The organism is Frigoribacterium sp. Leaf164, assembly GCF_001423665.1.
Lineage (GTDB): Bacteria > Actinomycetota > Actinomycetes > Actinomycetales > Microbacteriaceae > Frigoribacterium > Frigoribacterium endophyticum.
Genome location: NZ_LMOX01000003.1, coordinates 1,492,887 through 1,496,342 on the forward strand (window position 1 = coordinate 1,492,887; position 3,456 = coordinate 1,496,342).

A 3,456-nucleotide genomic window follows, 5' to 3' on the forward strand; every position below is an offset into this window, starting at 1 on the left:
CACGGTGCCGCGCTGGTTCGAGCGCGACGGCTTCTGGCGGGCGCCCGACGCCGCCGACCTCTTCGCCCGGTACACCGAGCTCGCGTTGCCCGTCGTGAGCGAGGGCGTGCGGTACGTCTGCACGATCAACGAGCCGAACATCGCGGCGATGCTGGCCGGCGGCGAGGACGCCTCGAACCTCGTCGCGTACGGTCTGCCGAACCCCGACCTCCAGGTCGCCGACGCGCTGCTCGCCTCGCACAAGCGCTCGCGGGAGGTGCTCTCGCAGGTCGACGGCCTCAAGTCGGGCTGGACGGTCGCGACGCAGGCGTTCAAGGCCGTCGACGAGCCCGGCGCCGCCGAGGCGACGCGCGAGTACGGCTACGTGCGCGACGACTGGTACAGCGAGATGGCGGCGGGCGACGACTTCGTCGGCGTGCAGGCCTACACGCAGACCTTCGTCGGGCCGGAGGGCCCCCGCCCGGTCGCCGAGGGGCTCGAGACGACGCTGACCGGCTGGGAGTTCTGGCCGCCGGCCGCCGCCGAGGGCATCCGCAGCGCGTGGGAGCTCAGCGGCCACGTGCCCGTCATGGTCACCGAGAACGGCATCGCGACCGCCGACGACACCCGGCGCATCGCGTACACGCAGGGTGCCCTCGAGGGCATCCACGACACCATCGAGGAGGGCGTCGAGGTGCTGGGCTACCAGCACTGGAGCGCGCTCGACAACTACGAGTGGGCCAGCGGCTTCCGCCCCACCTTCGGCCTGATCGCGTGGGACCGCGACACCTTCGAGCGCACCCCCAAGGCGAGCGCCCGCTGGTACGGCGGCGTCGCGCGGGCCAACGGCCTCGAGCGGAGCTCGGCCGACTGAGACCGCGGCGGCGCCTCGTGCCGGGGCGCCGCCGTGCGGCACGGAGCGCGGGAGGCGCGGGTCGGCTGGCCCGTGCCTCCCGCGTCGTCGTCGGGGCCCGCGGCGCTCCCGTGTCGCTGGTCGCCTGCGAGGTGCTGCCGTGCGAGGTGCTGCCGTGGTGGTTGCTGACGTGAACCATGTGAAATACGATGTGAGGATCGATCCGCTCCTGGAAGGCCCTCATGCCCGGCGAGAACCCGCACCCCGACCCTCTTCCCGACGCCCGACCCGACCCTCGGCGGGGCCCGCAGCCCGACTGCGCTGCCGGCACCGCGACTCCCTGGGGCCCGAGCGCCCGACGCAGCAGCCACGCCGCCCGGCGCGAGGCGCTCCGGGCCAAGGCGCGCGAGGTGCGCCTCCGCGAGCAGCGTCGTGAGCGGGGCAGGACGCTGCTCGTGCGCGCCGGCGTCCTCACCGGCGGGGTCGCGCTCGTCACCGCCGCGGCCCTGGCCCTCGTGACCGCGGTCGGCCCGGCCCCCGCGACGGCCGTGCCGGCGAACGTCGCCGACGACGGGGTGCGCGTGGGCACGGGCATGCTCGTCGAGCGCAGCGCCCCGCGCCCCGCGGGGGAGGCGCCCTCGGTCGAGCCGGCCCCGGCGGCCCGCGACGTCGCCGACGTCGTGGTCTGGGTCGACTACCACTGCCCGGCCTGCAAGGAGTTCGAGCTCGACAACGCCGCCTACCTCGAGCAGCTCGTCACGACGGGGGCGGCGACCGTCCGGGTGCACCCCGTGGCGATCACCGACGGCTCGTCGCGCGGGGCCCGCTACGCGTCGCGCGCGGCGGGGGCGGCCCTGTGCGTGGCCGACCTGTCGCCCGACCAGTTCTGGCGCGCCTCCGACACGCTCTTCCTCGCCCAGCCGGCCCCCGGCGACCGTGGTCTGACCGACGAGCAGCTCGCCGCCCTCGTCACGGGCCTCGACGGGGTCGACGACGCCGCCGCGCTCGCCGAGTGCGTCGACGAGCGGCGCTTCGTGCCCTGGGTCGGCGCCGCCACGGCCCGCGCCTTCGCGGGGCCGCTGCCGACCGACGACCTCGAGTCGCTCCGCGGCACGCCGACCGTGCTCGTCAACGGCGAGCTGTTCGACGCGTCGCAGCAGACCTTCCCCGAGTTCGTCACCACCGTGCTGGGCGACGCCTACGCGGCCGAGCAGGTGACCCGGTGAGCGGGTCGCGCCGGGCGGCCCGGGCCGCTCGCGCACCCCGCGCACCCCGCGCGCCCCGTGCACCCCGGGTGCCGCGCACCGGTCGGGCTCCGCGTCCGCCGCGCCGCCCCTGGACCACCGCGCTCGCCGCGGCCGCTGCCGTGCTGGTCGGCGTGCCGACCGTCGTCGCCCTCGTGGTCGCGGGGTTCGCCGCGCACCTGGTCTCGACCTTCGACGACCGGGCGACGACCATCGACCGGGCGTTCCCCTCCGAGCTCGGCCGGCCGCCGGTCGACGAGAGCGGCGCCCTGACCGTCCTGCTGCTCGGCACCGACTCGGCCGGCACGTCGCCGACCGACGCCGCTCCGGGCGTCGCGACCCCCGCCTCCCGCACCGACACCGTGATGCTCGTGCGCGTGCCGGCCGACCGCAGCGAGGTGGTGGTGCTGTCCGTGCTGCGCGACTCGTGGGTCGACGTGCCCGGCCACGGCTCCGCCAAGATCAACGCCGCCCACGCCTGGGGCGGGGTGCCGCTGGTCGTCGAGACGGTCGAGGCCCTGCTCGGGGTGCGGGTCGACCACGTCGCGACGGTCGGCTTCGAGGGCTTCGCCGGCATGAGCGAGGCGCTCGGCGGGGTCGACGTCGTCTCCGAGCGCTCGTTCTCGGCCGGCGGCCACGACTTCGACGCGGGCGTGAACCACCTCGCCGGCGACCGGGCGCTCGACTTCGTGCGGGCCCGGGCGCCCTTCGCCGACGCCGACCACCAGCGGGCGCGCAACCAGCAGGCCTTCGTCCGCGGGCTCGTGAGCGGGCTGCTCGACCGGGGCACGCTCAGCGACCCGGTGGCGGTGAGCGGCTTCGTCGGCGTGGCCACCGAGCACCTCGCCGTCGACCCGGGCCTGACGCCGCGGCGGCTCGTCGAGATCGGCTGGGGGCTCCGCGACCTGTCGCCGTCGGGCATCCGCACCGCGACGGTGTCGACCGCGGGCGGAGGAGTCTCCGACGACGGCCAGTCCTACGTCTCGCTCGACCCTGAGGGGGTGCGGTCGCTCGGCGACGCCCTCCGGGCCGACGAGGTCGGCGCCTGGCTCGACGGGCGGGCTGTGTCGGCGCCCTGACGCCTCGGGGCTCGACCGGTGCGGGAGGACGGGCGAGGCCCCCTGCAGCTGGTGCTGCGGGGGGCCTCGTCGTGGTGTTGGTGCTGTGTCNGGTGCTGTGTGGTGTGGGTCAGCTTCGGGGTGCGAAGCCGGTGAGGCGGGTCTGCTGCTGGTTCTCGGTGTCGGCGTGGGTGGTGAAGAGGATGGTCCAGGTGTAGGAGCCCATGTTGGTGCGGGTCCAGGTCCAGTCGCCCTCGTCGTTGACCTCGACGGCGGTGCCGAGGCTGAGGCCCTTGGCGTTGGTGACGGTGAGGGTGCTGCC

General features: G+C 75.7%; 4 protein-coding genes. 3 read left to right on the forward strand and 1 reads right to left on the reverse strand.

Annotation, left to right across the window (positions count from 1 at the left end; genetic code table 11):
• The 3 genes from ASF82_RS15005 to ASF82_RS15015 form a co-directional block, all read left to right on the forward strand.
• On the forward strand, nt 1-853 hold an 853-nt coding region (locus ASF82_RS15005; RefSeq protein ID WP_235491311.1), incomplete at its 5' end, for a family 1 glycosylhydrolase.
• 221 nt (nt 854-1,074) lie between these two features.
• Complete coding sequence (locus ASF82_RS15010) at nt 1,075-2,058, forward strand: thioredoxin domain-containing protein (protein ID WP_056058726.1); 984 nt, start codon at nt 1,075-1,077, stop codon at nt 2,056-2,058.
• 68 nt (nt 2,059-2,126) lie between these two features.
• The gene (locus tag ASF82_RS15015) at nt 2,127-3,155 is read left to right on the forward strand and encodes an LCP family protein (protein ID WP_156370195.1); all 1,029 of its coding nucleotides are present in this window, start codon (nt 2,127-2,129) and stop codon (nt 3,153-3,155) included.
• Nucleotides 3,156-3,264: 109 nt separating this feature from the next.
• On the opposite strand, the gene ASF82_RS15850 is transcribed toward ASF82_RS15015, so the two are convergent.
• Nucleotides 3,265-3,456 (reverse strand): hypothetical protein (locus ASF82_RS15850; protein ID WP_056058732.1); only part of this gene is annotated, 192 nt, incomplete at its 5' end.